Annotated in this window: 24 protein-coding genes and 1 pseudogene; 10 read left to right on the top strand and 15 right to left on the bottom strand. The window is 69.0% G+C overall.

Going from position 1 to position 26,331, the window contains the following annotated elements; genetic code table 11:
* Both ON23_RS02195 and chsH3 read left to right on the top strand, forming a co-directional pair.
* Positions 1–1,003: pseudogene (locus ON23_RS02195) on the top strand (FAD-binding protein); the annotation flags it as partial.
* 185 nt (positions 1,004–1,188) lie between these two features.
* Complete coding sequence (chsH3, locus tag ON23_RS02190; protein ID WP_039775762.1) at positions 1,189–2,052, top strand: enoyl-CoA hydratase ChsH3; 864 nt, start codon at positions 1,189–1,191, stop codon at positions 2,050–2,052.
* A 268-nt stretch (positions 2,053–2,320) separates the two neighbouring features.
* Here the strand turns inward: chsH3 and ON23_RS02185 are convergent, their stop codons facing one another.
* The 6 genes from ON23_RS02185 to zapE all read right to left on the bottom strand — a co-directional run bounded on the left by ON23_RS02185 (position 2,321) and on the right by zapE (position 7,753).
* Complete coding sequence (locus ON23_RS02185) at positions 2,321–2,770, bottom strand: hypothetical protein (protein WP_051041837.1); 450 nt, start codon at positions 2,768–2,770, stop codon at positions 2,321–2,323.
* A complete protein-coding gene (locus ON23_RS02180; RefSeq protein WP_039775761.1) occupies positions 2,767–4,041 on the bottom strand; it encodes a DUF58 domain-containing protein in 1,275 nt (424 codons plus the stop codon). Before ON23_RS02180 ends, ON23_RS02185 begins: the two co-directional genes overlap by 4 nt.
* Positions 4,038–5,000, bottom strand: a complete 963-nt coding sequence (locus tag ON23_RS02175; protein WP_036497539.1) for an AAA family ATPase — start codon at positions 4,998–5,000, stop codon at positions 4,038–4,040. The genes ON23_RS02180 and ON23_RS02175 overlap by 4 nt, the downstream gene beginning before the upstream one ends.
* A 49-nt stretch (positions 5,001–5,049) precedes the next feature.
* On the bottom strand, positions 5,050–5,544 hold the full coding sequence (locus tag ON23_RS02170; protein WP_051041854.1) for a hypothetical protein: 495 nt from the start codon (positions 5,542–5,544) through the stop codon (positions 5,050–5,052).
* Positions 5,545–5,549: 5 nt separating this feature from the next.
* Positions 5,550–6,485 (bottom strand): DUF4129 domain-containing protein, encoded by a 936-nt coding sequence (locus ON23_RS02165; RefSeq protein ID WP_245555894.1) that lies wholly within the window; start codon positions 6,483–6,485, stop codon positions 5,550–5,552.
* Positions 6,486–6,700: 215 nt separating this feature from the next.
* Positions 6,701–7,753, bottom strand: a complete 1,053-nt coding sequence (zapE, locus tag ON23_RS02160; protein ID WP_051041853.1) for a cell division protein ZapE — start codon at positions 7,751–7,753, stop codon at positions 6,701–6,703.
* 87 nt (positions 7,754–7,840) lie between these two features.
* Here zapE and ON23_RS02155 point away from each other — a divergent pair, with 87 nt between their 5' ends.
* Positions 7,841–8,494, top strand: a complete 654-nt coding sequence (locus ON23_RS02155; RefSeq protein WP_083903649.1) for a TetR/AcrR family transcriptional regulator — start codon at positions 7,841–7,843, stop codon at positions 8,492–8,494.
* 123 nt (positions 8,495–8,617) lie between these two features.
* On the opposite strand, the gene ON23_RS02150 is transcribed toward ON23_RS02155, so the two are convergent.
* The 6 genes from ON23_RS02150 to ON23_RS02125 all read right to left on the bottom strand — a co-directional run bounded on the left by ON23_RS02150 (position 8,618) and on the right by ON23_RS02125 (position 15,690).
* Positions 8,618–9,793, bottom strand: a complete 1,176-nt coding sequence (locus tag ON23_RS02150; RefSeq protein ID WP_039775760.1) for a lipid-transfer protein — start codon at positions 9,791–9,793, stop codon at positions 8,618–8,620.
* Positions 9,790–10,209, bottom strand: a complete 420-nt coding sequence (locus ON23_RS02145; protein WP_039775758.1) for a MaoC family dehydratase — start codon at positions 10,207–10,209, stop codon at positions 9,790–9,792. The genes ON23_RS02150 and ON23_RS02145 overlap by 4 nt, the downstream gene beginning before the upstream one ends.
* On the bottom strand, positions 10,206–11,153 hold the full coding sequence (locus ON23_RS02140; RefSeq protein WP_083903648.1) for a bifunctional MaoC family dehydratase N-terminal/OB-fold nucleic acid binding domain-containing protein: 948 nt from the start codon (positions 11,151–11,153) through the stop codon (positions 10,206–10,208). Before ON23_RS02140 ends, ON23_RS02145 begins: the two co-directional genes overlap by 4 nt.
* 22 nt (positions 11,154–11,175) lie before the next feature.
* Positions 11,176–12,345 (bottom strand): acyl-CoA dehydrogenase family protein, encoded by a 1,170-nt coding sequence (locus ON23_RS02135; protein ID WP_039775757.1) that lies wholly within the window; start codon positions 12,343–12,345, stop codon positions 11,176–11,178.
* Positions 12,330–13,409 (bottom strand): acyl-CoA dehydrogenase family protein, encoded by a 1,080-nt coding sequence (locus tag ON23_RS02130; protein ID WP_039775756.1) that lies wholly within the window; start codon positions 13,407–13,409, stop codon positions 12,330–12,332. The genes ON23_RS02135 and ON23_RS02130 overlap by 16 nt, the downstream gene beginning before the upstream one ends.
* A 67-nt stretch (positions 13,410–13,476) precedes the next feature.
* Positions 13,477–15,690 (bottom strand): acyl-CoA dehydrogenase family protein, encoded by a 2,214-nt coding sequence (locus tag ON23_RS02125; RefSeq protein WP_039775755.1) that lies wholly within the window; start codon positions 15,688–15,690, stop codon positions 13,477–13,479.
* 150 nt (positions 15,691–15,840) lie between these two features.
* On the opposite strand from ON23_RS02125, the gene kstR reads away from it, so the two are divergent.
* The 5 genes from kstR (at position 15,841) to ON23_RS02100 (ending at position 22,178) form a co-directional block, all read left to right on the top strand.
* Positions 15,841–16,497 (top strand): cholesterol catabolism transcriptional regulator KstR, encoded by a 657-nt coding sequence (kstR, locus tag ON23_RS02120; protein ID WP_030517308.1) that lies wholly within the window; start codon positions 15,841–15,843, stop codon positions 16,495–16,497.
* A gap of 167 nt (positions 16,498–16,664) precedes the next feature.
* Positions 16,665–19,238, top strand: a complete 2,574-nt coding sequence (otsB, locus tag ON23_RS02115) for a trehalose-phosphatase (RefSeq protein ID WP_039775754.1) — start codon at positions 16,665–16,667, stop codon at positions 19,236–19,238.
* 179 nt (positions 19,239–19,417) lie between these two features.
* Complete coding sequence (locus ON23_RS02110) at positions 19,418–20,302, top strand: metal ABC transporter solute-binding protein, Zn/Mn family (RefSeq protein WP_039775752.1); 885 nt, start codon at positions 19,418–19,420, stop codon at positions 20,300–20,302.
* A gap of 11 nt (positions 20,303–20,313) precedes the next feature.
* Entirely contained in the window at positions 20,314–21,186 is an 873-nt protein-coding gene (locus ON23_RS02105; protein WP_083903642.1) for a metal ABC transporter ATP-binding protein, read from the top strand.
* Entirely contained in the window at positions 21,183–22,178 is a 996-nt protein-coding gene (locus tag ON23_RS02100; protein WP_083903641.1) for a metal ABC transporter permease, read from the top strand. The genes ON23_RS02105 and ON23_RS02100 overlap by 4 nt, the downstream gene beginning before the upstream one ends.
* Positions 22,179–22,212: 34 nt before the next feature.
* Here ON23_RS02100 and ON23_RS02095 read toward each other — a convergent pair whose 3' ends face one another.
* Complete coding sequence (locus tag ON23_RS02095) at positions 22,213–22,587, bottom strand: hypothetical protein (protein ID WP_039775750.1); 375 nt, start codon at positions 22,585–22,587, stop codon at positions 22,213–22,215.
* A gap of 57 nt (positions 22,588–22,644) precedes the next feature.
* Positions 22,645–23,517, bottom strand: a complete 873-nt coding sequence (locus tag ON23_RS02090; protein WP_039775802.1) for an iron-sulfur binding domain-containing protein — start codon at positions 23,515–23,517, stop codon at positions 22,645–22,647.
* Between the two features lie 170 nt (positions 23,518–23,687).
* Here ON23_RS02090 and ON23_RS02085 point away from each other — a divergent pair, with 170 nt between their 5' ends.
* Positions 23,688–24,311 (top strand): carbonic anhydrase, encoded by a 624-nt coding sequence (locus tag ON23_RS02085; RefSeq protein ID WP_039775799.1) that lies wholly within the window; start codon positions 23,688–23,690, stop codon positions 24,309–24,311.
* A 148-nt stretch (positions 24,312–24,459) separates the two neighbouring features.
* Positions 24,460–25,113, top strand: a complete 654-nt coding sequence (locus ON23_RS38760; RefSeq protein ID WP_039775748.1) for a hypothetical protein — start codon at positions 24,460–24,462, stop codon at positions 25,111–25,113.
* 25 nt (positions 25,114–25,138) lie between these two features.
* Here ON23_RS38760 and disA read toward each other — a convergent pair whose 3' ends face one another.
* Positions 25,139–26,260: a DNA integrity scanning diadenylate cyclase DisA gene (disA, locus tag ON23_RS02075; RefSeq protein ID WP_373282153.1), complete on the bottom strand. Its 1,122-nt coding sequence runs from the start codon at positions 26,258–26,260 to the stop codon at positions 25,139–25,141.
* Between the last annotated feature and the right edge of the window lie 71 nt (positions 26,261–26,331).

Raw genomic sequence — 26,331 nt, 5'->3', positions numbered from 1 at the left:
AAGACGGGCCGGGTCGTCGGCGTGGAGGCGACCGTCGACGGCGAGCCGACGATCTTCAAGGCCCGTTACGGTGTGGTGCTGGGCACCGGCGGTTTCGAGCACAACGCCGAGATGCGCGAGCAGTACCAGCGCAAACCCATCACCACCGAATGGACCACGGGGCGCGGCGGCCAACACCGGTGACGGCATCCGGGCCGGTATGGAGGTCGGCGGCGACATCGGTTTCATGGAGGACGCCTGGTGGGGGCCGACCATCTTCAAGGGCGGCAAGCCGTGGTTCGCCCTGGCCGAGCGCAATCTGCCCGGCGCGATCATGGTGAACGCCGACGGTAAGCGATTCGGTAATGAGTCCGCTCCTTACGTCGAGGCCGTGCACACCATGTACGGCGGTAAATGGGGTCAGGGTGACGGTCCGGGCGAGAACATCCCCGCCTGGCTGGTGTTCGACCAGCGCTACCGCAACCGCTACATCTTCGCCGGGCTGCAGCCGGGCCAGCGCTTTCCATCCCGCTGGATGGAAAACGACAACATCGTCAAGGCCGACACCCTCGAGGAGCTGGCGCAGCGTCTCGGCGTGCCGGCGGACAATCTCGCCGCCACCGTCGCCCGGTTCAACGCCTTCGCGGAGAAGGGCGTCGACGAGGACTTCGGCCGCGGCAAGAGTCACTACGACCGCTACTACGGCGATCCGACCGTGAAGCCGAATCCGTGCCTGGCGGCCCTGGTGCAGGGCCCGTTCTACGCCGCCAAGATCGTGCCGGGCGACCTGGGCACCAAGGGCGGCCTGGTCACCGACACCGCGGCGCGGGTGCTGCGGGCGGACGGCAGCGTGATCGACGGGCTCTACGCGGCCGGCAACTCCTCGACCCCGGTCATGGGCCACACCTACGCCGGGCCCGGCGCGACCATCGGGCCCGCGCTGACCTTCGGTTATCTGGCGGTCATGGATATCGTCGAGAAGGCGCGCGAGGAGAAGGCCCCCACCAGCGCGGCGAGCAAGTAGGCGGGCACCGGTGAGCGGGACCCGCGGCGGGGGCCGGGCCCGATCCCGGCACCATGGGAGCGGTCCGGCCACCTGCGGCGGCATCCGCAACACCACTGTCGATCGAGGGTGGTCCGGCCGATCGGATCGGTTTCCGGACACCCTCGATCGGGACTCGTGATACGTCGGCGAACAAGGAACACATAATGCCAATCGACCTGAAAACCGCTCTCGGAGCGGAACTTCCGACCCAGGAGTTCTCCTGGACGCCCTCGGATGTGCAGCTGTACCACCTGGGCCTGAGCGCCGGTACGCGCTGGACCGATCCGGGCGAACTGCGATATCTGGACGATCGGGAGCCGCAGGTGCTGCCGACCTTCGCGACCGTCGCACCGACGATGCGGGTCACCGAACCACCGAAGGTGAGCTATCCGGGCGTGGAGATCGACCTGGCCAAGGTCGTGCACGGCAGCCAGGAAATCGTTGTGCACCGGCCGATTCCGGCCGAGGGCAAGGCGAGCAGCACCGGGCGGATCACCGAGGTGTGGGACAAGGGTTCGGCCGCGGTGATCGCCCACGAGACGGTGATCACCGGATCCGACGGGCAGCCGCTGTGGACGGCGCGCTCGTCGATCTTCGCCAAGGGTGAGGGCGGTTTCGGTGGTGAGCGCGGACCGAGCACCAAGGCCGCACTGCCCGATCGGACCCCGGATTTCGAGGTGCTCACGCCGACGCTGCCGCAGCAGGCACTGCTGTACCGCATGTGCGGTGACCGCAACCCGCTGCATTCGGACCCCGAATTCGCCCGTGCCGCAGGCTTTCCCAATCCGATCCTGCACGGTCTGTGCACCTACGGCCTGGTCTGCAAGACCGCGACCGACACCGTGCTGGACTCGGACGCGAGCCGGGTGACCGGCTTCCGGGCGCGATTCGCCGGTGTGCTGTATCCGGGCGAGACGATCCGATCGCGGATCTGGCGCGAAGGCGACGAACTCGTCATCGGCGCGACCGTGGTCGAACGCGAGGACGCCCCGGTCCTGAGCGATGTACGGCTGAGCTTCACCGCCTGATCGACTCCGGTCCGTCGAACAACGAACCGCCCGACCGGCAGTGCCGGTCGGGCGGTGTCGTCGATTCCCGGTTCGCTGATGTTCCGGGCGGGGCCTGTCGGATCAGTCCGGGAAGCCGGTGGCGAACAGGCCGGCGATCGCGACGGAACAGATGACGGCGATGATCGGGATAATCCACATGCCATCAGACTACAAGGTGTAGTAGGAAACCACGACATCGTGTAGTAGGGCAAACACCCTGGTTGTGGGGTATATCACGCTCGACCGACTATGTCGGTTCCGCCGTATCCGGGGCGTCCTCGCGCCCGACCACGCCCTGGACGATCGCCGCGTACAACACGATGACCAGCACCGGGGCCAGCAGCGGCAGCCACGCCAGCCGTCCCGGAATCAGCGTCGCCAGCACCGCCGCCGCCGCGAAGGCGAGCGCCCCGAAGACCGACGGCAATGTGGTGGGAACCACACCGGCCGGGGCGTGCAGCGTGGCGGTGTTGAGCAGATAGGTGGTCGCCACCAGACCCGTCCCGGCGGCGGCCAGCGCACCGGTATCGGCCCACGCCAACGCGCCGAGGGCGACGAGCACCGCCAGCACCGCCACCGTGCGGAACCGCCAGCCGACGACCACCGCGACGAAAACCGGAATGGCGGCCCACGGCAGCACGATGCCCACCGCGGTGGTCAGCAGCAGCCCGGACAGTACGGCCAGAAATTTCGTCATCGCTTCACCCGCACCATGCGCCGGTGGTCGGGCAGCAGCCGCATCGCCTGGTCGAGGCGAGCGCCGTCGGGCCAGGCCACGATATCCACTCCGACGGTGCCCATATCGCGATACATCGCAGTGCGTTCCAACTGCCACATCCGGGCCAGCGTCGGATCCAGGCCGTCCTTGAACGGCGTGCCGCGCAGCACGTCGACGACCACCACGGCATGGCCGCGTTTGCGCAGATCGATCAGGGCCAGAGCGAATTCGGTGTCGAGCAGGGTCGAGAACGCGACCACGATCGCGCCGATCGGCACGGCCGTATGCGGGGCCAGCGTGCCGACATTCGGGATGTGCTCGTCGCCGACGCCGAGCACCGTGTCGACGATGCGATAGAACTGGCGGCGCCCGATATCGGGCCGCAGCCAGCGCGGCGCGCGGCCCAGGCACACCACGGCGGTACGGTCGCCCGCCTGCAACGCGGTCTGCGCGACCTGGGCCGCACCGCGCACGGTCAACTCCATCGAATCCGAGGCCGGTCCCGGGGCCTGCAGCGAAGTGTCCACCAGCACAACGACATCCGCGGCCCGGTTGGTGAGCCGCTCGGTGACGTAGAGGCGGCCGCGGCGTGCGCTCACCGGCCAGTTGACGATGCGCAACTGGTCGCCGGGCGCATAGGCGCGGATATCGGCGTACTCCACGCCGGGCCCGTGCCGGCGGGTCAGGTGGGTGCCGATCCGTTCCGGAAGTTCGGTGCGCGGCAACCGCATTCGCTGCGGATCGGCGATCGGGTACACGTACACCTCACCGGCCGCGACGCTCGCCGAGGCCTGGGCCAGGCCCGCCGGGCTCAATGCCGTCAGCCGGACCGTCACCGGATAGCGGCCCCAGCGCTGGGTCGACAGCGCCAGCCGCAGACCGGCCGGCGCGGGCCCGGAATCGGAGGATTCCTCGACCCGCAGCTCCAGCCCGCTCGCCTCCTCCGGACGACAGCGCAGCAGCGCATGCCCGTGTTCGACGAACGCGGCGACCGGCAGCTCGACCTCCTCGGATTCGAAACAGCGCATGATCCCGCCGCCGTCGACCTGAACCCTGGTGCGCGACAACTGAATCGGCGCGGTGGCCAGCACACCCAGCATCGGCGCCGCGAAGACCGCCAGCTGCCACCGATCCAGCATGATCGCCGGCACCAGCGCGACCGCGGCGGCGACCGCCAGCATGTACACCAGTGGCGCGGGCCGCCAGCGCAGATCGACCTCGCTCGCCGAGGTGGTGTCGCGATGTCTCATGTCACCGTCGCGCGCGGTACGGGCAGGCGGCGCAGCAATTCGGAGATCACGTCCTCGCCGCGGATCCGGCGCACCCACATCTCCGGGCGCAGCGTGATCCGGTGCGCCATCGCCGGAACCGCCAGCGCCTTCACATCCTCCGGGATCACGTAGTCGCGCCCCAGCAGCAGCGCCCGGGCGCGTGCCATCTGCACCAGATCCAGTTCGGCGCGGGGACTCGCACCGACCTCGACCTGCGGATGACCGCGGGTGGCGGCCGCCAGCGCGACCACATAGGTCACCACATCCGGGTGGACGGTGACGAATTCGACCGCCTGCCGCATCTCCACCAGACCTTGCGCGTCCACCACCTGCCCCACCTGCGGGGTGACCGCGCCGCGTTCGAGCCGGCGGCGGATCATCTGGGTCTCGTCCTTCTCCGACAGATATCCCAGCCGTAATTGCATGGCGAATCGGTCCAGCTGGGCCTCCGGTAACGGATAGGTGCCCTCGTACTCGATCGGATTGTCGGTGGCCAGCACGATGAAAGGCTGTGGCAGCGGGAAGGTTTCGCCGTCGATGCTGACCTGCCCCTCGGCCATCGCCTCGAGCAGCGCGGCCTGCGTCTTGGGCGGCGTGCGGTTGATCTCGTCGGCGAGCAGCATATTCGTGAACACGGGCCCGCGGCGGAAGTTGAACCGGCCCGAGGCCATGTCGTAGATCGTCGAGCCGATCAGATCCGCGGGCAGCAGGTCCGGCGTGAACTGCACGCGCGTGAAGTCCAAACCCAATGCGGTGGCGAAGGATCTGGCGATGAGTGTCTTACCGAGGCCCGGTAGGTCCTCGATCAGGACGTGGCCGCCCGACAGCACCGCGATCATGATCAGCTGCAGCTCTTCGCGCTTGCCGACCACGGCGCGGGCGATCTCCCGCAGCACCGCATCGGTGCGTTTGATGGTCACATCCAAAGGTGTCGTCATATCCGATCTCGCATTAGTTCCAACCCATTTCACCTGTACGGCAAGCTGCTCACATGCTCTGCAAGCGACGTAGAATCTCGTCGAGCGCGTCCCGGCCGGGCGCGCGCGTGGTCTGATCACGCGGCGACGAATTGGCCGGATCCACCCAGCGCCACAGTTCCGGACCGAACTGCAGTCGTCCGGCGGCCTCGGTGGCCTTGCGGTTCTTCGCGATCCGGTGACCGCTGGACAGTTCGAACTCCTTGGCCAGCAGCGGGCGCAGGTAGCGGTCCCAATCGGCCCGGGTGCCGTCGGCGCGGGTCGCGAGCATCTGTGCGCGGGCGTGCCAGCGGCTCAGCATTTCGGCCGGGCCGTTCTCGAAGTCGTGATCGTCGGCGTCGGCACGGTCCTGCGCCCGGGAGCGCTCGACCAGCGACCACAGCAGCAGTGCCAGCGCGCCGAGCACCGGCACCCCGACCAGGATCGGCACCATCTCGCGCTGGTTGCTCAGGCCGACCAGCTCGATCAACGCGATCATCGCCACCGCGCCGACCACGATCGTCATCCGGGTCACAGCCGGGCCCCCTGCAGATCCGCCAGCACGATGCGCAGCAGTTGTTCGGCACGCATGCGCTGCCACTCCAGGATCGAATGCGGGCTGAATCGCGCTTCCTCGAACAGCGTCACCAGTTCGCGGGCCGAGGCGTCGTGCAGGACGCCGCGGTCGAAGGCGCGCGCCAGCACCTCCGAGGGGGTGTCGGAGACCAGTGGCGCCACCTCGCGGGCCTGCGCCAGACCGCTCTCCATCGCGACATAGCAGGCGATGATCGCGGCGCGCGCATCCTTTCCGGAGGCCATCATCGCGGCCAGGCCCATCTCGGCGACCTGTGCCAGCGAGACCGGCGCCTCGGCGGGTGCGGGCGTGGACGGCACCGCCGGTGCGCCGCGGCCATCGCGGGCGCCGAAGGCCACCACGCCGAGACCGAGGATCGCGATCGCGACCAGCACCGCGGCGCAGATGCCCACGAGCAGCAGGGCGTGGCCGCTCAACTCCGGGGTGCCGGAGAACGGCTGGGTGGGGGGCGGCGCGGTGGTTTCGGGCTGTGCGGTGGCGGGCGGATTCGAACGCGGCGCGGGGGCTTCCTCGCGGCCACCGGCGAGCAGATATACCGCCCACACGATCGCGGTCAGCACGGCCGCGACGGCGGTGCCGATGAGGATCACGATCCCGAACCGGCTCAATCGGAACGGCTGCCGCTTACGGTCACGGTCGACCTCGGCCATCGCCAGCGGCGCGTGGTGCTGGCTGGTCAGTACCCCGGCCAGCAGGATCACCACCGATACCAGCGACAGCACCGGCATGAGCGCCACCGTCACCGCCGAGGGCGGCGACGGCGCATGCGGGCCGCCGGTGCCCGGCAGGTATCCGCGCAGCGCGAAGACGACGCACGCCATCAATGCGATCAGCCCGATCGCGCGTGGTATCGCCGTTCTCACCCCGGCCACGGGCCTCTCCCAGAAAACATCCGAACTGCACAAACAGGCACATCGTTACATGCCGAACGGTCCGTGAGGAGGGAAATCGTGACACCGGACGGTGACCGTTGCGGTCTATGCCCCTAGCCGCCAGTTGACAGCCGGCGAAACTGTGACCGGGCACAGCAAATGAGCTCGTCTCGGGCAGATCCGTCCAAACGAACGCACTTCACTTCGACGGACCCTCACGAGAGGTCGGCCATACTTCCCGCCGGCCCGTCCGGCTCGGCGACGCTCGCTGGGCGAGCACCGGGCAACCGGACCAGCCGGCTCGCGGTACGCGCGAGATCCGGGGCGGCGGCGACGTCGCGGACCAACTCCGGCAGCGAAACCTCGGTGTAGAGGGTGAGGGGCAGATCGGCGTCGTAGAGCACGTCGACGAGGTTGACGAAGCGCGTCACCGCGTCGACCGGAACCCGCCGCAGCGGCGGCACCGCACACACGACCCAGCGCCAGTAGGTGTGGGTGAGGGTCAGAAAGTCGATGGCCGACAGGGGCTTCCCGCAGATTTCGCCGAAGTCGACGACCAGCAGGTCCGCCTCCGCGGCCCTCGCCCGCAGCAGCAGATGGGCAATCGGCACCGCGGCCGGCCGGTCGGCACCGCGACGGTGCCCGCGCACGTAACGCCCGCTCGCGAATCCGGTCCGATCACAGATCCGGCCCCGGCACTCGCGAGCGCGGTAATCCTGCGGCCCGTCGACCGCGACCACGGCCAGATGGGTACGCAGCAGCGCGATGGCGGGTTCGAATTTCGCATGCGTCAGCGGATTGGGCAGGAGTTGCTCGGGCGGATAGTTCGAGGTCGCCACCAGTACGATGCCGCGCGCGAACAGTGCCTGGAGCAGGCGGGTCAGCAGCATGGCGTCACCGACGTCGTGGACGTGGAATTCGTCGAAACAGATCAGTTCGGTGTCGCCGAGCAGTGCGTCCAGCGCGGCCGGCAGACCGCCGGCTTCGGCGATCGCGAGATGGAGCCGGGCGAAGAACTGATGAAAGTGGAAGCGGCACTTACGTGTCGAATCCACTCGCTCGAAGAACTCGTCCATGAGCATCGTCTTGCCGCGGCCGGGACGACCGTGCAGGTAGACCCCGCGCGCAGCGGGCCGCGAGCGCGCCGGCAGGGCATGCGAACCGAAGCCGCGCGGAAAAGCCCACCGGCGCCCGCTCAATCGCTCGGCCACCGTAGCCAGGGCCGCCGCGGCAGCGCGCTGATCGCCATCGAGAACCAGTCCGTCCACGGTCTCCACCCTCCTGAGGGCTCTACACCTGTAGAGCACCTCTACACTTGTAGAGGATGATCGGGCGCGAGACGAGAGAAGGTGACGATGTCCACACCACGTCCGGCCGAACAACCCAGTGCCACGCACCTGGGGACGAATGTGCGTCACCCGGCGGATGATGCGCGCGCGGCGGACCGGCGCGGACTCATCGTCGGCACGGCGATCGACCTGATCGCTCGCGAGGGTCTGCGGGCGCTGACCCATCGGGCCCTCGATACCGCGGCCGGCCTACCGCCCGGTTCGACCTCGTACTACTTCCGCACCAAGCGCGCACTCATCGAGGCCATCGTGGACGCGATCACCGAGCGATCGCGCACCGATTTCCGCTCCGCCGGTCTACCCGCCACCGATCCGGACGATATCGCGACCGCGGTGGCCGCATGGCTGGACGATCTACTGGCGCAACGCCGTAACCATCTGATCGCCCGCCACATGCTGATCACCGACCTACTCGGCGACGACGAGCTCCACTCGCGTCTGGTCGCGAGCCTGTTCTCCCATCGGCACGCCCGCGAACTCTTCCGCTCGCTGGGCGCCGCCGATCCCGATACGGCCGCAGCCGATTACATCGCCGTCATCGAGGGCTTGGTATTCGACCGATTCGCCGGTGCGCGAAGGGAATCGGCTGCGGGGAATCCGGAGAGTGCCGCGCAGTTGGCCCGGCCGTTACGTGCAGTACTGCACGCTGCGATTGCATAAGCGACGCATATGCCCTGAACTAATCGTGCAAACCTCGGCGCTTTCGGCGGTTTTCCGTCGATTTCGCGGAGGTTTGCACGAAAAGTTCACGCTCCGAGCAGACGCGCGGCCTCGGCCGGGACGTCAGGCCGCGGTCAGCACCAGCCCGGAGGTCGGCACGCCGGTGCCGGCGGTGACGACGATGTTCTCCAGGCCCTCGACCTGATTCACCGAACTGCCGCGGATCTGGCGCACCCCCTCGGCGATGCCGTTCATGCCGTGGATGTAGGCCTCGCCCAGCTGGCCGCCGTGGGTGTTGAGCGGCAGCCGGCCGCCGATTTCGATCGCCCCGTCTGCGACGAAATCCTTACCCTCGCCGCGACCGCAGAAGCCCAGCTCCTCGAGCTGCATCAGCACGAACGGGGTGAAGTGGTCGTAGAGAACGGCCGCCTGCATATCGTCGGGCCGCAACTCGCTCTGGGCCCACAGCTGGTCGCCCACCAGGCCCATTTCCGGCAGACCGGTCAGGGCGTCGCGGTAGTAGCTGGTCATCACGTACTGGTCCGCACCGGAACCCTGGGCCGCACCGGCGATCAGCGCGGGCTTGTTCGGCAGGTCCCGGGCGCGCTCGGCGCTGGTGACCACGATGGCCACACCACCGTCGGTCTCCTGGCAGCAGTCCAGCAGATGCAACGGTTCCGCGATCCAGCGCGAGGCCTGGTGGTCGTCGAGCGTGATCGGCTTGCCGTAGAAGTGGGCCGCCGGATTCACCGCGGCGTGCTTGCGGTCGGCGACCGCCACCCGGCCGAAATCCGCACTGGTCGCGCCGTACACGTGCATGTAGCGCCGGGCCACCATGGCGACCTGCGCGGCCGGAGTGCCCAGGCCGTGCGTATAGGAGAACGCGTTGTCCACACCCGACGAGCTGGGATTGCCGGTCGCCAGATGAGTCGCGAACTGCCCGAAGCGATTTCCGGACCGCTCGTTGAACGCGCGGTAGGCCACCACGACATCCGCGACTCCGGTGGCGACCGCCATGGCGGCCTGCTGCACGGTCGCGGCCGCCGCGCCGCCACCGAACGGGATGTTGCTGAAGAACTTCAGGCTCGGGATACCGGTGGCCCGCGCGACCGCGGCCTGGGTGTTGGTATCCATGGTGAAGGTCGTCAGGCCGTCCACATCGGCGGGCGTCAGCCCGGCGTCCGCGAGGGCGGCGGTGACGGCCTCGGCGGCGAGGCGCAGTTCGCTGCGGCCGGAGTCCTTCGAGAAATCGGTGGCGCCGATGCCGACGATGGCGGCGCGGCGGCTCAGACCCGTCACTGGCGTGCCTCCTGCAGGGAGATAACGGCTTTCGCCGTGATGTGGTCGCCGAGGCTGTCCTTGCCGACCACATCGATGGTGATGTCCGCGCCGTCCACGGCCGCCACGGTTCCGCTGAGCGTCAGGGTGTCGCCCGCGTACAGCGGCACACCCAGGCGCAGGGCGACGGATTTCACGATCGCCCCCGGCCCCGCCCAATCGGTGACGAATCGCTGCACCAGGCCGGTGTCGGTGAGGATGTTGACGAAGATGTCCTTGGACCCGCGCTCGACGGCCTTGTCGCGGTCGTGGTGCACGTCCTGGAAGTCGCGGGTGGCCAGTGCGGTGGAGACCACGAACGTCGGGTCGGCGTGAATCACCAACTCGGGCAGGGTGGTTCCGGCCTGCACGGCCGCGGGCTGAATCGTGGAGGTCATCGCACGGCCTTCCAGTAGGGCACGGTGTTGTCGTCGTCGAGCTGCTGGAAGCCCACTTCGACGGGCAGCCCCACCTCGACCTCGGCGGGGTCGATGCCGCGCAGCTCGCCGAGCATGCGCACGCCCTCCTCGAGTTCGACCAGGGCGACGACGTAGGGCACCTGCCGGCCGGGCACCTTCGGCGCGTGGTGCACCACGAAACTGAAGACGGTGCCGCGGCCGGAGGCCACCACGTAGTCGGACTGTTCGGTGTGGTCCTTCCACAGCGCCGGAACCGGCGGATGCTGCAGCGTCCCGTCGGGCCGGCGTTGGATCCGCAGCTCGCCGAGCTTCGTTCCGTCCCAGAAGAATTCGGTGTCCTTCGACACGGTGGGCCGGACCCGCTTCGCCAGATCCTCCGCCGACACCTCGCCGGGGGCTGCGGCGGGTTTCGCCGTACCGGGCGCGAATTTCAACATCCGGAACAGCATTTCGGTGACCGGTTCGTCGTCGACGTACCAGGTCAGCAGGTAGGTGGCGAACCAACCCTCACCGAGGCCGGTGCGCTTGGGCCCCACCAGTTCTCGCAGTCTGGTCCGTGCCACCGGACGCTCGCCGAGGCGTAGGTAGCGGTGGTAGGTCTGCTCACAATTGGTCGCCACCACCGAGGTGTAACCGGCGGCGTCGAGCAGATCGTTGACCGCGTTCATCGGATCGTCGGCGGGCCGGGATCCGTGCAGGCCGGGCATGGTCCACACCTGGGCCATGGCCGGCGGTGCGACGATGCCGGGATGTCCGGCGGCGCGGGCGGCCTCGTCGTCGACGTAGATCGGGTTGGCGTCGCCCAGCGCCTCGACCCAGTTGTTGATCATCGGCTGGTTCACCGGATCACGGCCGAGGCGCGGAGCGGATTCGCCCAGCTGCTGGATCTTCTCGCCGGCGGCGCGGATCTCTTCCGCCGTCATGGTTTCCGACACGCGAAAACTCCTATCTCGGTACGCGGGGCAGGCGCAGGCCCATCTGCGCGATCAGTTCGCGCATGACCTCGTTGACGCCGCCACCGAAGGTCACGACCAAGTTCTGCTTGGTGCGCTTGTCCAGCCAGGTCAGCAGGTCCGCGGTGTCCGGATCGGCCGGATCGCCGAAGCGCCCCACGATCTCCTCCGCGAGCCGGCCCGCCTCCTGCAGCGCCTCCGTGGAGTACACCTTGGTCGCCGAGGCATCGGCGATCACATCCCGCTGATCGGCATCGGGACGTTCCATATTCGAGGCGACCTGCCAGTTCAGCAGTTCGTTGACCCGCACCATGGCATGCAGGCGGCCCAGTGCGCGCCGCACTTCGGTCTCTTCCAGCACGCCGTGCCGCCGCGACCAGTCGCGCACCCGCTCGTAGAGCTGTTCGATCTTGCCGGACGGGCCCAGGCTGACCCGTTCGTGATTGAGCTGGGTGGTGATCAGCTTCCAGCCGCCGTTCTCCTCCCCGACCAGCATTTCCGCCGGCACGCGGACATTGTCGAAGTAGGTGGCGTTGGTGTGGTGCGCGCCGTCGGCGGTGATGATCGGCGTCCACGAATAACCCGGATCGGTGGTGTCAACGATCAGGATCGAGATGCCCTTGTGGCGGGACTCGACCGAACCGGTGCGCACCGCCAGCCAGACGAAATCGGCCTCGTGCGCGCCGGTGGTGAACACCTTCTGCCCGTTGACGATCCAGTCGCCGTTCGCGTCCCGCACCGCCGAGGTCCGCAGTGCGGCCAGATCGGTGCCGGCGTCCGGCTCGGAATAGCCGATGGCGAAATGGATGTCGCCGGTGAGGATTCCGGGCAGGAACTTGCGCTTCTGCTCCTCGGTACCGAACGACTGCAATGCCGGGCCGACGGTCAGCAGCGTCACCAGCGGCACCGGCACATCGGCGCGGACCGCCTCGTTGTAGAAGATCTGCTGTTCCAGCGGGCCGAAGCCCTGGCCGCCGTACTCCTTCGGCCAGCCGACGCCCAGCCGGCCGTCGCGGCCCATCCGCTTGACCACCGCGCGGTAGGCGTCGCCGTGGCGGTTCACCGCCATCTCGGCCTCCTCCTCGGGAGTGACGAGATCGGCGAAGTAGGCGCGTAATTCGTCGCGCAGCTTGTGCTGTTCAGCGGTCAGATCGATGTACATCTGGCTCCCAACCGGTCCAGCCGGAACGACGCACCGCCGAGCCAGCGGGCGATGTCCTTGGCTTGTGAGTAGTAGCGGTGCAGCGGGTGAGTCACATCGACGCCGATGCCGCCGTGCAGGTGATGGCACCGCTGCATGGCCGCCGGCAGCTCGGAGGCCACACAGAACGCCAGCACATCGAGGTCGTCATCGACTCTTTGCAGGTGCTTGTCACCACTGTAGTTCTCGCCGCCGAAGGTTTGCGCCAGCGACCAGTTCGCGGATGTCGCGGCCACCTGCAGCGTGCGCGAGACCACGTACACGTCGGCGATTTCCTGTGCGACGGCCTGGAATTCGGCCAGCGGGCGGCCGAACTGCTGCCGGGTCCGCAGATGTTCCGAGGTCAGCGCCAGCACACCTTTGAGCAGGCCGTCGGCGACCGCACCGAGGGTTGCCAGGGCGATGCGGTGCAGGTCCGCCAGCGGAATATCCAGCAGTTGCGCCGCCGGAATCACCGTGTCCTCGAACGACACCGAGAATTCCGGCGCGCCGGTGGAACTCGGGCTCTCGGTGCGGGTGATGCCGTTCGCGTCACCGTCGACGACCGCGATTCCGCGGTCGGTCGGCACCAGAATCCACTGGGCCTGTTCCGCGTACGGCACCGCGACCTTGCGGCCGGTGATCCGCACCGAATCGCCGTCGGCCACCGCCTTCGTCTGCGGGTCGGCGACGAACGGGGCGCCCGGCTCGTGCAGTGCCGCGGTCAGGATCGCACCCTTGGCGACGGCGGGAAAGACCTTGGCCGCCAAGACGTCTCCGGCATGGCCGACCAGCGGCAGCACGCCGAACCCGAGGGTCGACAGCGCCGGCACCGCTACCGCGTCGGTCGCGAGTTCGGTCAGCAGGGTCGAGACCTCCAGCAGTCCCATCCCGTCGCCGCCGTGCTCTTCCGGCAGCGGCAGCGCCAGCAGCCCGCTGTCGACCAGCGCGGGCCACAGCGCGAGATCACGCGCGCTGTCGTGTTCGAGCAGGCTCACGACGACTTCGGCGACCGCGTCCTGACTCTCGTCTCTGGTGAAGTCCAATTCTTTTGCTCCCTGTCGGATGTGGGCTGCTCTGGCGGCCCGGCCCTGCGATATCAGCCCTGCGATATCAGCCCTTCGATTCGCGTGGCAGCCCGAGAATCCGCTCACCGGCGACGGTCAGCAGGATCTGTTCGGTGCCGCCGGCGATCGACAGACAGCGCGTGAGCAGGAATTCCTTCACCACGCCGGTGTCCAGCGCACCGGCGGTTCCGGCCAGCTCGGCCGCGAATTCGGCCACCGCCTGCCGGTGCCGGACGCCGACCAGTTTGCGGACGCTGCTCTCCGCCGCGGGGTCACCGCCGGACAGCAACTTCTTGGCCGCGCGCGCCTCCAGCAACGTGCCGGCCACCGATTCCGCGATCAGCGCGCCGAGGCGATCGGCGACCACCTCGGCACCCGGGCCCGCGGTGGGAGCGGCCGCGATCACGGCCTCCAGCTCCTCGCCGATTCCCTTGCCGCCCATGGCGACTCGCTCCGCGGACAGCGTGGAGCGGGCGATCCGCCAGCCGTTGCCCAGCTCACCCACCAGGCAGTCGTCGGGAACGAACACGTCGTCGAGGAAGACCTCGTTGAAGCGGGCCTCGCCGGTGATCTCCACCAGCGGCCGGATCTCGAGCCCCGGACTCTTCATGTCGACCAGGAAGTAGCTGATGCCCTTGTGCTTCGGCGCGGCGGAATCGGTGCGCGCCAGGCAGATTCCCCACGTGGCACGGTCGGCCAGCGAGGTCCACACCTTCTGGCCCCGCAGCTTCCAGCCGCCCTCGACGCGCTCGGCGACGGTGCGCAGCGCCGCCAGATCGGACCCGGCGCCCGGCTCCGAGAACAGCTGGCACCAGATCACCTCACCGGTGAGCGTCGGCGGGGCGAAGCGCTCGATCTGCTCGGGCGTACCCCATTGCAGCAGGGTGGGAATCGCCCAGTTCGCGATGACGAGGTCGGGTAGTTCGATTCCGGCCTTGCGGATCTGGTCCTCGATCAGGCTGCGCTGGATCGGCCCGGCGTCGCGGCCGTAGGGGGCCGGCCAGTGGCAGGCCAGCAAACCGGCGTCGGCCAATGCGGCACGCTGCTCCGCGGCGGGCAGTGCGGCGATCCGAGTCAGGTCGGCGGCCAGCACGGTCGCCTCGGCGGCATCCAATCCGGCGGCCTCCCAGGCGGTTCCGCCCTCGGCGTCGCCGAGGTCGACCGATACCGTGCGGCGCACCCCGGCCTGCGTCAGCTTCGCGACCTCGGCGCGCCAGTGCGCCGAACCGCCCAGCAACGCCCGCAACGCGGTCGCGCGCCGCAGATACAGGTGCGCGTCGTGCTCCCAGGTGAAGCCGATACCGCCCAGCACCTGGATGCAGTCCTTGGCGTTCTCCACGGCGGCGTCCAGCGCGATCGTCATCGCGACGGCGGCGGCCAATCGCAATTCGCGCCGACCGGAGTCGCTCGCATCAGCCGCGGCTGTTGCCAGATCTGCCGCTGCCGCGGCTGTTGCGAGATCTGCCGCTGCCGCGGCGTCTGCCGCCACGGCCCGGGTCTGTTCGGTGCGGCACAGCATCCAGGCGCAGATGTGCTTGATCGCCTGGAATTCGCCGATCTTGCGCCCGAACTGCTCCCGGACCTTGGCGTAGTCGACCGCCGTCTCCAGACACCACCCCGCGATCCCCGCGGCCTCCGCCGCGATCAGCGCGGCCACGAGATCGCCGACCGCGTACGGCGGTTCGAAGACGTGGTCGCCGGGCACCGCGACGTTCGCGCACGTCACGCGAGCCAGCGGAGTACTGGGGTCCAGGGGCTCGAGCGCCTCGACCGTCACGCCCGGGGTGCCCGCCGGCAGCAGGCACCACAGTTCGCGCTCGCCGGAGCGTACCGGCAGCAACAGCGCGGTCCGCTCGTCGGCGCCGAGCACGGTCTCCCAGGTACCGGTCACCTCCAGGGCGTCGGTTGCGTTGTGCGACAGCACAACAGGCCGGCCCAAGGCGATACCGCAGGGCGTATCCTCGTCGAGGGTGTCGCCGGCAACGAGGCCGGCCAGCGCGGTAGCCGTCACCGGTCCGCCCACGAGATCATGCGCCGCCTGCTCGATCAGCACGGCCAGATCGCTCACGCAGCCGCCCGCGCCGCCGGCCTCCTCGGGGACTGCGACGCGGAAGACGCCGAGGCCCACCAGGCCCGGCCAGAATTCACGCCAGTACCCGGGCGCGCCAGTGCGCATTGTTGCAATCGGGTGCACCGCTGCGGCCCATCCGCGCATCGACTCCTGGACGGCTTTATGCTCGTCAGTGGTGGCGATGGTCACACTCCATACCGCCTTTCCGGCGTGACTCCCACACCTAGAACATGTTCTAATGTGACGGTCGGGCGTAAGTCAAGGGGCGTCCGTCGCCGCCGCTGAACTACGCTCGTCGGCCACCGGAACCGACGTGCGTGCAGGAAAGGACTTTCACGAATGGCCAGTCCCTCCCGAGAGCAGGCAGCCGACTCGGGTGCGCAGAACGGAGCCCGCAATCGCGCGACGGTCAGCACCCTCAGCGAGGACGAGCTGAGCTCGGCGGCCCAGCGCGAGCGGCGCAAACGAATTCTCGACGCCACCCTCGCCCTCGCCTCCAAGGGCGGTTACGACGCGGTGCAGATGCGCGCGGTCGCCGAACGCGCCGATGTCGCGGTCGGCACGCTGTATCGGTATTTCCCCTCGAAGGTCCACCTGCTGGTCTCGGCGCTGGCCCGGGAATTCGAGCAGTTCGACAGCAAACGCAAGCCGCTGGCCGGGCAGACCCCGCAGGAACGCATGCACGTGATGCTGACCCAGGTCACCCGGGCCATGCAGCGCGATCCGCTGCTCACCGAGGCCATGACGCGAGCGTTCATGTTCGCCGACGCCTCCGCGGCCGCCGAGGTCGACCGGGTCGGCAAGGTGATGGACCGCTTCTTCGCGCGCGCCGTGAACGAGGGCGAGCCCACCGAGCGCGATCTGGCCATCGCCCGCGTGATCAGCGACGTGTGGCTGTCGAATCTGGTGGCGTGGCTCACCCGGCGCGCCTCGGCGACCGATGTGGCCGAGCGTCTCGACCTGACCGTCGACCTGTTGCTGGGCGAGAAGTCCTGAGCGCGCGGCAGGAAGCGAATTGCCGGACAATGTAGGTCCGGGCGTTCGAAACCTGCCTGGCGAGCTCGTGTAAACAGCACGTATCACTGCGCCAACACGCGGGCAAACCTGACCCAGTAAAGTTTCTCGCGCCCTGAAAAATCTCCTCCGATCACTAGGTTGGATGCGTGAGCGCACAGGATCTGCCACACGAACTTCGCCGTGCCTTGTCGGCCGTAGCCCGCGTGCCGCGGCTATTGGTCGCTTCGGACTACGACGGGACAATCGCGCCCATAGTCTCCGATCCGGCAAAGGCCTATCCCCATCGGGAATCGGTCAGCGCATTGCGTGCGCTCGCCGGCCTGACGACCACTACCGCGGCCGTCATCTCCGGCCGCGCGCTGCGAGATCTCGCGGCGCTTTCCCGGCTTCCCGTCGAGGTGCAGTTGATCGGAAGCCACGGCTCGGAATTCGATGTCGGCTTCGTGCACGCCATCGACAACGACGCCAAGCAACTACTGACCGAGGTGCGCCACGCGCTGGCGGCCATCGCCGACGACAATCCCGGCGTCACCGTCGAGGCCAAACCGGCCAGCATCGCGCTGCATGTGCGCAACGCCACTCCCGAGGTGGGCCGCCGCGCGTTGCAGCAGGCCCGGCAGGGTCCGGCGAGCTGGGTCGGCATCCAGGTCACCGAGGGCAAGGCGGTCATCGAACTGGCCGTCATCCAGACCGACAAGGGCGCCGCGCTCGACATCATCCGCCATCAGGAGGGCGCCTCGGCCGCTGTCTTCTTCGGTGACGACGTCACCGACGAGAAGGCCTTCGCCCGGCTGTCGGGTCCGGATATCGGCATCAAGGTGGGCGACGGCGAGAGCCTCGCCGAATACCGGGTGCCCAGTACCGAGGAGGTCGCCAAGGCGTTGGCGTTCCTGCTCGAGGAACGCCGCACCTGGCTGGCGGGCGCGTCGGCGCCGCGCATCGAGCGGCTGACCATGCTGGCCTCCCCGCGCTCCAAGGCGCTGCTCACGCCGGACGGGACCGTCAGCTGGTTCTGCCATCCCGAACCGGATTCGGCGGCGGTCTTCGCCCATCTGCTCGGCGGACCGGCGGCCGGACACTTCACCATCGCCCCCGAGCGTCAGAGCCTGCCGCTGTCGCAGCGCTACGTCGACGGCACCATGACCGTCGAAACCCGTTGGTCCAGTTTGAAAATCGTCGACTACCTGCCGCACGACGTCGCACTGGAACGCACCGATCTGACCCGCGTGATCACCGGGGACGCGCGGGCGGTGGTCACCTTCGCACCCCGCCCCGAATTCGGGCAGGTACCGGTGACGCTGGTCCGCGAACCGGCCGGCCTGCGCGTGCACGGCACCAACGATCCGATCGTGCTGCGCTCCCCCGGCGTGCAGTGGGAGATCTCCGAGGAGGGCATCCACCACGTCGCCCGCGCGGTGGTCGACCCCTCGCAGGGCCCGATCGTGCTCGAGATGCGCTGCGGCACTTCCGATCTCGCCCCGGCGATGGTCAGCGAGGCGGACCGGCGCAACGAGGCCGAGCGGTACTGGCGCGACTGGGCCTCCGATCTGAACCTGCCGCCGCTCAAGCCCGATCTGATGAAGCGTTCGGCACTGACGCTGCGCGGATTGGTGCACGCTCCCTCCGGATCGATTCTGGCCGCGGCCACCACCTCGCTGCCCGAGGACATCGGCGGCGTCCGCAACTGGGACTACCGCTACTGCTGGCTGCGCGACGCCTCGCTCACCGCGCACGCGCTGGTCACCCTGGGCTCGCTGTCGGAAGCCGAGGATTTCCTGGCCTGGACGCATCGCGTGCTCGAGACCCTGGCCGGACCGGAACGCCTGCACCCGCTGTACACGCTCTACGGCGAGACGCTGCCCCCGGAGGCCGTGCTGGACCAGCTGCCCGGTTACGCGGGCTCGCGACCGGTCCGCGTGGGCAACGCGGCGAATATGCAGGTTCAGCTGGATGTCTTCGGCCCGATCGTGGATCTGATCGCGGCCCTGGCCGAGGCGCGCGAGGGCAAGGGCATTCTCGACCCGGCCAAGGCGCTGCCGGACCGCGACTGGGAACTGGTGCAGGCCATGGTTTCGGCCGTGCAGCGACGCTGGCGCGAACCCGACCACGGCATCTGGGAAATCCGCGGCAACCCGCGTCACCACGTGTATTCGAAGGTGATGGGCTGGCTGACCGTCGACCGGGCGCTGAAGCTGGCCGAGCGGTTCGACCGCGGCATCGATCCGGTGTGGGTCGAACTGCGCGAGACCATCGCCGACGAGGTCAAGGCCAAGGGCTGGAACGAGCAGGTGCAGTCCTATACGGCCGCCTACGACGGCACCGATCTGGACGCCGCGACCCTGCACATCGGTCTCAGCGGTCTGATCGAGCCGTCGGATCCGCGTTTCGCGGCCACGGTCGTCGCCACCGAGGCCGAGCTGCGCAGCGGCTCGACGGTGTACCGCTACCACCACGACGACGGCCTGCCCGGCGGCGAGGGCGGTTTCCACCTGTGTGCCGCCTGGCTGGTGGAGGCCTACCTGCTGATCGGCAAGCGCGAGGACGCCGAGGCGCTGTTCGCGCAGCTGGTGGATGTCGCCGGCCCGACCGGACTGCTCAGCGAGGAGTACGACCCGGTCGCCGAACGCTCCCTGGGCAACCACCCGCAGGCCTACAGTCACCTCGGTCTGCTGCGCTGCGCTCAGCTGCTGAGCCAGCCGGTCGCGGCGATGGTGCAGTAGTCCCAGCTCGCCGGAAACCCGTCCCAGGGCCCGCGGTCGCTCGGATCGAGCGTCGCGGGCCCTGTTCGTGGTGCGGTTCACATCCCGGTCGGTCCGATCGATGGGGTGCGGGGTGGACACATACGCTACATTTAAATGGAAATCGTTTCCGTTAAGAGTTCGTGTGCAGGAGTACCCGCGTGATCAGAAGTTTCGCCGCTCGAATCGCTGTCCTCACGCTGGGAATCGCCACCGCGGTCACGCTGGCCGCCTGCTCGGGAACCTCCTCGGATTCGGGGAAGCCGAAGATCGTCGCCTCCACCGACGTGTGGGGCAGCGTCGCGGCGGCGGTCGGCGGTCCCGACGTCGAGGTGAAGTCGATCATCGACAGCCCGGAGGTGGACCCGCACTCCTACGAGACCAGCCCGGCCGACGCCGCCGCGATCCGCGACGCCGCTCTGGTCGTCTACAACGGCGGGCACTACGACGAGTTCGCCGAGAAGGCGGCCGCGGGGCGCGGCAAACCCAGCATCGCCGCCTTCGACCTGCGCTCGGCGCCGAACGACGAGAACGAGCACGTCTGGTACGACATGAAGACGGTCGACGCGGTGGCCGGCCGGATCGCCGACGAACTCGGCCGCATCGATCCCGAGCACCGGCAGGCGTTCGCCGACCGCGCGGCGGCGCTGCGCGGGCAGCTGGCGGGCGTCACCGCGATCACCGCGAAAATCGCTGCCGCGCACCCGAAGTCGCCGGTGCTGCAGACCGAACCGCTGGCGCACTACCTGCTCGCCGCCGCCGATACCGACGACCGCACCCCGCATGCCTTCGAGGAAGCGATCGAACAGGGCACCGATCCGTCCCCGGCGGATCTGGCGGCGGTACGAGACCTGTTGACCGGTAAGCAGGTTCGAGCGCTGGTCTACAACATCCAAACCGAGGACAAGACTACGAAGGACGTCGCCGCGACCGCGAAATCCGCGGGCGTGCCGATCATCGAGGTCACCGAAACCCTCCCGGCGAAAACCGATTTCGTGAAGTGGCAGACCGGCAACGCGACGGCGCTGGCCGCCGCGCTCGGCTGAGGGCGGTAGTGATGACGGGACGCACCCGAACCGAGGCGCCGGAGCACGCCCCGGCGCAGGCATCGCACAGCACCGCCCCCACGGTCTCCCTGCGCGGCGCGAGCCTGGCGTTCGGGCCGCGCACGCTCTGGCAGGGACTCGATCTCGATATCGCGCCCGGCGAATTCGTCGCGGTGCTGGGGCCCAACGGGTCCGGTAAGACCTCGCTGCTGCGGATGCTGCTGGGGCAGCTCGCACCCAGTGCGGGCACGGTGGAGGTGAGTGGGGCGCCCGCGCGGCTGGGCAATCCGCGGATCGGCTATGTGCCGCAGCAGAAGACGATCGATGCCGGTGTGCAACTGCGCGGCGTGGATCTGGTCGGGCTGGGTGTGGACGGGCATCGCTGGGGCCTGGGCTGGCGCGGGCGGGCCGAACGCCGGCGCCGCGTCGCCGACGCCGTCGCGCAGGTCGGGGCCGAGCATTTCGCGAACGCGCCGCTGGAATCGCTGTCCGGCGGGGAACAGCAGCGGCTGCGGGTGGCGCAGGCGCTGGCCGGTGATCCGCGCGTGCTGCTGTGCGACGAACCGCTGCTGAGCCTGGACCTGGCCAATCAGCGACTGGTGTCCGAACTCATCGATCGTCGCCGTCGCACCCACGACACCGCGGTGCTGTTCGTGACGCACGAGATCAATCCGATTCTGCCGCTGGTGGATCGGGTGCTGTATCTGGTGGAAGGAAAGTTCCGGATCGGCACCCCGGACGAGGTGATGACCTCGGAGGTGCTCTCGGAGCTCTACGGCACCGAGGTCGACGTGCTGCGCGTGCGCGGCCGGCTGGTGGTCGTCGGCACCGGTGACGAGATCGATGCGCTGGGCACGCACCACACCGAGGGAGCCGGCGAATGAACGACAAACTTTCCGACGTCCTCACCAAGATGCTGGATCTGCACACCACCGCCGACCTGCTGTCCTACGACTTCGTGCAGCAGGCCGTGCTCGCGGCCGCCCTGCTGGGACTGCTCGCCGGCGTGATCGGACCGCTCATCGTGAACCGGCAGATGTCGTTCGCCGTGCACGGCACCAGCGAGCTGTCGCTGACCGGTGCGGCGGCGGCGCTGCTGGTCGGCATCGGCGTGGGCGCCGGAGCGATCGCGGGTTCGGTGATCGCGGCGGTCATGTTCGGGCTGCTGGGTTCCAAGGCGCGCGAACGTGATTCGGTGATCGCGGTGGTGATGTCGTTCGGGCTCGGCCTGTCGGTGCTGTTCCTCTGGCTGGGGCCCAGTCGCGCCGGATCGAAATTCTCCCTGCTCACCGGACAGGTGGTCAGCGTCGGCGGTACCGGTCTCACCTCCCTCGCGCTCTGCACCGTCGGCGTGCTGGCGGTGCTCGCATTCATCTATCGCCCCCTGCTGTTCGCCAGCACCGACCCGGAAGTGGCCGTGGCGCGCGGAGTTCCGGTGCGGGCGCTCTCGGTGGTGTTCGCGGTGCTGCTCGGCGTGACCGCCGCCTTCGGGGTGCAGATCGTCGGCGCCCTGCTGGTGCTGTCGCTGCTGATCACCCCCGCCGCGGCCGCCGCCCAGCTCACCGCGAGCCCGCTGCGGGCGACGCTGCTGTCGGTGCTGTTCGCCGAAATCGCGGCGGTCGGCGGGATTCTGCTGTCGCTGGCACCCGGCGTCCCGGTCTCGACCTTCATCACGACCATCTCGTTCGTGATCTACCTGGTCTGCCGGTTCATCGGCCGCCCGATCCTGCGGGCCCGACGCCGCACGGCACTGCGCGCGCCGGCCACCGCCGCGCCGGAGATGGCCGGTGCGCCGGCGCCGCAGGTCGACGCCTCGAACGACCCGGATTCGCTACGCGGTCGAGCGGAGGACGTGCAGCTGCCGGTCCGCGGGTGAGATCCCGCGGTCGCCATCGGCCGCCCGTCTCGCGTCAACTCGGCCAGCAGGACTGGCCGCCCGGTCCCGACAGCAGAATGATCAGGACGAAGCCGCCCATCATGGGCACGACCGCGAGGCCGCTCGCCGCGACGACGAGATTCTGGTTGATGTCGCGGCGCGACCACAGTCGGATCAGTACGAGAAGTCCGAGGGCCAGCATGACCGCGGCGCCGGTGATCTGAAACGTCTGCGCAGCGCGGAACGCCGCGTCCCGGGCGGCGGCGTCACCGTGCACCGGGTCGCAGTAATCACCGACTCCCTGCGTGAAGAACGAATAGCCGCCCAGAAAGATGAACGGGCCCAGCACTACCGAGGCGAGCACGTACATCCAGGCGAGGACGAAGGGTCGATCGAGCAGCAGCCGCACCGGCCGAACTGTAATTTCCCACCGGTGCTGGGAAGTCCCGGCCGATCCACCCGCGTCTCAGTTCGCGCCGCTCTCGCCGGCGAGGGCGAACAACCCGTCGGAGGTCTGCTCGATCAAGCCGTCCACGAGCAGGGAATCCAGGGCCCGGTCGCGCTGGCCCGGATCGCGGGTCCAGGCCAGGTCGAGAGCCACGCGTTCGACCGGCCCGGTCGCCGCGCGCAGCACGTCGAGCAGGCGGCCGCGCGCCTGCCGGTCCGTGCCGTCGTATTTCTGGGTGCGGCGCACCACGTCCGAGGCCGGACGACCGGAGGTGACCCACGTGCAGCGCGGCAGCGGACAGCGTTCACAGTCGGGATTGCGGGCGGTGCAGACGGTGGCTCCCAATTCCATCAACGCCGCGGAGAAGACCGCCGCCCGGTCGGTCCGGACCGGCAGCAGGGCCTCGGTCTCGGCCAGATCGCGGGTGCGTGGGTTCCCGCCCTCGGCGCGGCCGTGCACCGCCCGGGCGACTACACGGCGAACGTTGGTGTCCACCACCGGAACTCGCTGCCCGTAGGCGAAGCAGGCCACCGCTCGCGCCGTGTACGCGCCGATGCCGGGGAGGGTGAGCAGCACCTCGACATCGTCGGGCACCACGTCGCCGTATTCGGCGGCGAGCACCCGCGCGCATTCGTGCAACCGCAGGGCGCGGCGCGGGTAGCCGAGCTTGCCCCACGCGCGCAGCACCTCGCCGGGCGAGGCGGCGGCCATGGCCGAGGGCACCGGCCAGCGCCGCACCCACTCCCGCCAGATCGGCTCGACCCGGACCACGGGCGTCTGCTGCAGCATGATCTCGCTCATCAGGATCTGCCAGGCGCTCACTCCGGGGCGCCGCCACGGCAGGTCCCGGGCCGACTGCTCGTACCAGTCGATCAGAACGTCACTGTCCACGCCCGCGGCCGGGTCGCGGGTGGCCTCCGCGACCGCGTCGCGCGTGGTGCCGGTCGCCGTCTTCGAGCTCACGACATCACCGCCGCGCGAGCCCGCCGGTGATCCGAAATTTGCCCATGTGTAGCCGAACGGACTCGCCGGTAGCCCTCAAGCCATGGAAAATGGGACGCATGCCTCATACCAACCCGATCAGTGCCTGGAAGTCTCTCCGCGAGGGTAACGACAGGTTCGTCAACGGCACACTGCAGCACCCCAGCCAGGGCGCCGCCGACCGCGCCAAACTCGTCGGCGGACAGCAGCCCCGGGCCATCCTGTTCGGGTGCGGCGACTCCCGGGTCGCCGCCGAGATCATCTTCGACCAGGGCCTCGGCGATATGTTCGTGGTCCGCACCGCCGGCCACGTCGTCGACGAGTCGGTGCTGGGCTCGATCGAATACGGCGTCGAAATCCTCAACGTGCCGCTGATCGTCGTCCTGGGGCACGACAGTTGCGGCGCGGTCCGCGCGACCATCGACGCGCTCGACGACGGCAACGTGCCCGGCGGATTCATCCGCAGCGTGGTCGAGCGGGTGACGCCGTCCATCCTCACCGGCCGTCGCGACGGACTCGCCGAGGTCGACGAACTCGAGGCCCGTCACGTGCAGGAGACCGCGCGCTTGCTCACCGATCGCTCGAAGATCGTGTCCGATCGGGTCGCGAGCGGGCAGTGCGCCATCGCCTGTGTGAACTACAAGCTTGCCGACGGCCGCGCGCTGCTGCACAAGGTGATCGGCGATATCGGCGAAACTGTCTGAACCACAACGGTTCTCACACGGCGATCGCCGGGTGACGGCGCCGTCGCGGAAGGCGGCGCGAAAATGTACCCGGCGTCACCGCCATTTCGGCGCCGACACGCCGCGTACCTGAGCGGAACGGCACGATCGTGCCCTTACCGTTGTTGCCGTGCTGGAACCGAATGGACCGCTGCCGCCGGAGATCTACTGGCGTCGCCGCCTGCTCGCCATCGGCGCGCTGATCGTCGCGCTCGCTCTCGTCATCTGGCTGGCGTTGATGTTGCTGCGCAGCGGCGGGGACGACAAGGACCCCAAGGCCGCGGCGGCGGCCTCCACCTCCGCCAAGGCGGCCGCGTCCACCACCGCCGATCCCAGCGGCTCGAAGGTTCCGGCCTCGGGCACCGTCAATTCGACGGCCAGCGGCGTCCCGGCCCCGTGCCCGGATCAGTCGCTGGCGGTGAAGGTGACCGTCGGCCAGCCGACCTACAAGGCCGGTGATCAGCCGGTGATCACCATCGTGCTGACCAACATCTCCACCGCGGCCTGTAGCCGGGATATGGGGTCGGGCCTGCAGCAGGTGTGGGTGCAATCGCTGGACGGCCAGCGCAAGCTGTGGTCGAACACCGACTGCGATCAGGGCGGTCCGGCCGATGTGCGCGCGCTCAACGGCGGCCAGCAGGCGGCGTTCACCCTCACCTGGTCGGGCACCACGTCGCAGCCGGGTTGTGCGGGCGATCGCGTTCCGGTGCCGGCCGGCGGATACGCGGTGGTGGCGCAGTTCGGTTCCGTGCGCAGCGCACCGGAGACCTTCAACATCGCCTGACGCGAGGCCCGAATCCGGCAGTGCCCTAATCGGTTCGGACAGTGCCGGATTCCGTCGATCGGACCGCACCGGATTCCGACAGCCGGGACAGGCCCTCGCGGATCTGCCGGGCCAGATGCGCGTCGATGCCGTCGACGCCCTCGATCTCCGACGCACTCGCCGATACCAGGCCCGACAGCGAGCCGAAAGCGGCGATCACGGGTTCGGCGCGGCGCAGCGGCACCCGCGGGATCTCGGCGAGCACCCGATATCCACGCGGGCCCACGGCGGTGTCGAGAGCTTCGAACGTCGCCGGGAAGCCCAGGGGCGGTGCGAGATTGGTGAGTTCCAGCAGATCCACCTCGAGCAGCCCGTCGAGGGCGGCCAGGGTGCGGTCGACCATCGCGTCGTCGACCGGTTCGGTGCGGATGTAGTCGCGGACCAGCAGGCGGCGCAGGGCCTCGGTATTGCCGACGAGTTCGGCCAGTTGCAGCGCCAGCTGGCGGCCGTCGACGCCGAGTTCGGCCACGTCGGAACTGATTTCGCGCGCGACGCGGCGGACCAGTTCCAGGCAGTGCACCACCGCCAGCACATCGCGCACCGTCGCGCAGTCGTTCAGCTCCACCAGTGACAGCTGCCGGGTGGTCTCGTCCAGCCGGGAGCGGTAGCGCTCCAGCGTCGCCATCGCCTGATTGGCTCGCGACAGGATCGTCTCCGACGTCTGGATCGGATGCCGGTGCCCGTTGAGATAGACCGTGACGATGCCCGTCGAGCGGCTCACCGACACCACCGGATAGCCGGTCTGCGCGGCGGTGCGCTCGGCCGCCTTGTGCCGGGTGCCGGATTCGGTGGTCGGCAGGCCGGGGTCGGGCACCAGATGGACGTTGGCGCGGCGGATCCGTGCGCCGTCGGTCGAAAGCACCACGGCGCCATCCATTTTCGACAGCTCACGCAGCCGGGTCGGCGAGAATTCGACATCGAGTTCGAATCCGCCGTCGCAGATTCGTTCCAGTTCCTCGTCGTAGCCGAGCACGATCAGCCCGCCGGTGCGGGCGCGCAGAATCCGGTCGATACCGTCGCGCAGTTCGGTGCCCGGCACCAACCGGGCGATGGTGGTACTCAGACCGGGATCGTCGGCCTGGACCGCCTCCACCGGCACCCCATCCACCGGAGCCGCCCCATCCGCTGCGGCCGGCACCTCCGCTGGAGTCACGAACCTGCGGCGCGGCGCGGGACGGC

The sequence above is a fragment of the Nocardia cerradoensis NBRC 101014 genome, from assembly GCF_000308535.1.
Taxonomy (GTDB): domain Bacteria; phylum Actinomycetota; class Actinomycetes; order Mycobacteriales; family Mycobacteriaceae; genus Nocardia; species Nocardia cerradoensis.
The sequence above is the reverse complement of the archived record's forward strand: the minus strand, read 5'-3'. Positions and strand labels throughout refer to the sequence as shown.

Coding starts and splice junctions, on each gene's coding strand:
- chsH3 (WP_039775762.1), top strand. CDS start 1,189: ATGCCAATCGACCTGAAAACCGCTCTCGGAGCGGAACTTCCGACCCAG.
- ON23_RS02185 (WP_051041837.1), bottom strand. CDS start 2,770: ATGACGAAATTTCTGGCCGTACTGTCCGGGCTGCTGCTGACCACCGCG.
- ON23_RS02180 (WP_039775761.1), bottom strand. CDS start 4,041: ATGAGACATCGCGACACCACCTCGGCGAGCGAGGTCGATCTGCGCTGG.
- ON23_RS02175 (WP_036497539.1), bottom strand. CDS start 5,000: ATGACGACACCTTTGGATGTGACCATCAAACGCACCGATGCGGTGCTG.
- ON23_RS02170 (WP_051041854.1), bottom strand. CDS start 5,544: ATGACGATCGTGGTCGGCGCGGTGGCGATGATCGCGTTGATCGAGCTG.
- ON23_RS02155 (WP_083903649.1), top strand. CDS start 7,841: ATGTCCACACCACGTCCGGCCGAACAACCCAGTGCCACGCACCTGGGG.
- ON23_RS02145 (WP_039775758.1), bottom strand. CDS start 10,209: ATGACCTCCACGATTCAGCCCGCGGCCGTGCAGGCCGGAACCACCCTG.
- ON23_RS02140 (WP_083903648.1), bottom strand. CDS start 11,153: ATGACGGCGGAAGAGATCCGCGCCGCCGGCGAGAAGATCCAGCAGCTG.
- ON23_RS02135 (WP_039775757.1), bottom strand. CDS start 12,345: ATGTACATCGATCTGACCGCTGAACAGCACAAGCTGCGCGACGAATTA.
- kstR (WP_030517308.1), top strand. CDS start 15,841: ATGGCCAGTCCCTCCCGAGAGCAGGCAGCCGACTCGGGTGCGCAGAAC.
- ON23_RS02105 (WP_083903642.1), top strand. CDS start 20,314: ATGACGGGACGCACCCGAACCGAGGCGCCGGAGCACGCCCCGGCGCAG.
- ON23_RS02100 (WP_083903641.1), top strand. CDS start 21,183: ATGAACGACAAACTTTCCGACGTCCTCACCAAGATGCTGGATCTGCAC.
- ON23_RS02085 (WP_039775799.1), top strand. CDS start 23,688: ATGCCTCATACCAACCCGATCAGTGCCTGGAAGTCTCTCCGCGAGGGT.